Below are 1,991 nucleotides of genomic sequence, written 5' to 3'. Positions count from 1 at the left end.
TTCAAACAAATTCAGGCTGGGTTTATACTGCATTTATTATTGATGTGTTCTCACGAGCAATTGTTGGATGGAAAGTATCGACACGGATGAATACAGATATGGTGCTCGATGCATTGGAGCAAGCATTTAGGGCGGCAGAGGGGGCTGGAACGCTGAGTGCGCCCATGCCGCATTGCGAAGCAAAAGATAATCGGATAAAATGTAGCAATTCATATTCGTAAGCGTGGAGTAATCAGATGGGAAATTCCAAGTCAGCAGACAAGTAAGCCGCAACAACCAGTATTGTTGTTGCGGCGCTCTGTAAGGCTAGTCTCATCTGATTGCTGACGAGCAGACGTCGCCCGGTATTCCTTAATCGAGGGTTGATTCGTCATGACCACCACACGCCCCGCGTGGGCCTATACGCTGCCGGCAGCACTGCTGCTGATGGCTCCTTTCGACATCCTCGCTTCACTGGCGATGGATATTTATCTCCCTGTCGTTCCAGCGATGCCCGGCATCCTGAACACGACGCCCGCTATGATCCAACTCACGTTGAGCCTCTATATGGTGATGCTCGGCGTGGGCCAGGTGATTTTTGGTCCGCTCTCAGACAGAATCGGGCGACGGCCAATTCTACTTGCGGGCGCAACGGCTTTCGTCATTGCGTCTCTGGGAGCAGCTTGGTCTTCAACTGCACCGGCCTTTGTCGCTTTCCGTCTACTTCAAGCAGTGGGCGCGTCGGCCATGCTGGTGGCGACGTTCGCGACGGTTCGCGACGTTTATGCCAACCGTCCTGAGGGTGTCGTCATCTACGGCCTTTTCAGTTCGATGCTGGCGTTCGTGCCTGCGCTCGGCCCTATCGCCGGAGTATTGATCGGCGAGTTCTTGGGATGGCAGGCGATATTCATTACTTTGGCTATACTGGCGATGCTCGCACTCCTAAATGCGGGTTTCAGGTGGCACGAAACCCGCCCTCTGGATCAAGTCAAGACGCGCCGATCTGTCTTGCCGATCTTCGCGAGTCCGGCTTTTTGGGTTTACACTGTCGGCTTTAGCGCCGGTATGGGCACCTACTTCGTCTTCTTCTCGACGGCTCCCCGTGTGCTCATAGGCCAAGCGGAATATTCCGAGATCGGATTCAGCTTTGCCTTCGCCACTGTCGCGCTTGTAATGATCGTGACAACCCGTTTCGCGAAGTCCTTTGTCGCCAGATGGGGCATCGCAGGATGCGTGGCGCGTGGGATGGCGTTGCTTGTTTGCGGAGCGGTCCTGTTGGGGATCGGCGAACTTTACGGCTCGCCGTCATTCCTCACCTTCATCCTACCGATGTGGGTTGTCGCGGTCGGTATTGTCTTCACGGTGTCCGTTACCGCGAACGGCGCTTTGGCAGAGTTCGACGACATCGCGGGATCAGCGGTCGCGTTCTACTTCTGCGTTCAAAGCCTGATAGTCAGCATTGTCGGGACATTGGCGGTGGCACTTTTAAACGGTGACACAGCGTGGCCCGTGATCTGTTACGCCACGGCGATGGCGGTACTGGTTTCGTTGGGGCTGGTGCTCCTTCGGCTCCGTGGGGCTGCCACCGAGAAGTCGCCAGTCGTCTAACCGACGACTGGTAGCAGGCCCGCTCCGATGCGGCGCACTAACCATCGAAACCTCGTGAATGTCGGTATCCTGTCTGGCAGGATACCGCTCATTTCCCTTGTTCAGTTCATCGCCGTCGCCGAGCATCTGAATTTTCGGCATGCGGCCAAGGCACTTGGTATCAGCTAGTCGAGCGTCAGCGCGCGTGTGAAAGCGCTGGAGGATAACCTTGGTGTCCTGCTATTTGAGCGCCATGCGCGGGGCGTTCGGCTAACAGACGCAGGCAGGCACTTCATGGGGCACTGTTGCAAATAGAGATTTGAGTCGATGATGTTCCCTTTAAAAAGTACTTAGAGACCGAAAACCCTGTTGATTAGACACACTTCACCCTGAGGCTGACCATAATAAAATGACGATGCTTGTCC

At 55.1% G+C, this 1,991-nt stretch carries 1 protein-coding gene and 3 pseudogenes; 3 read left to right on the top strand and 1 reads right to left on the bottom strand.

The features are described 5' to 3' along the window. The 3 genes and pseudogenes from FTU44_RS15000 to FTU44_RS14990 form a co-directional block, all read left to right on the top strand. Positions 1–125: pseudogene (locus FTU44_RS15000) on the top strand (DDE-type integrase/transposase/recombinase); the annotation flags it as partial. A gap of 247 nt (positions 126–372) precedes the next feature. Next, complete coding sequence (gene floR, locus FTU44_RS14995) at positions 373–1,587, top strand: chloramphenicol/florfenicol efflux MFS transporter FloR (RefSeq protein WP_000214122.1); 1,215 nt, start codon at positions 373–375, stop codon at positions 1,585–1,587. A 27-nt stretch (positions 1,588–1,614) separates the two neighbouring features. Beyond that, a pseudogene (locus FTU44_RS14990) lies at positions 1,615–1,881 on the top strand (LysR family transcriptional regulator). Positions 1,882–1,916: 35 nt separating this feature from the next. Here FTU44_RS14990 and FTU44_RS14985 read toward each other — a convergent pair. Continuing rightward, positions 1,917–1,991 (bottom strand): annotated as a pseudogene (locus FTU44_RS14985) (IS6 family transposase); the annotation flags it as partial.

This window comes from Acinetobacter sp. YH12105, from assembly GCF_013419095.1.
Taxonomy (GTDB): domain Bacteria; phylum Pseudomonadota; class Gammaproteobacteria; order Pseudomonadales; family Moraxellaceae; genus Acinetobacter; species Acinetobacter pseudolwoffii.
The sequence above is the reverse complement of the archived record's forward strand: the minus strand, read 5'-3'. Positions and strand labels throughout refer to the sequence as shown.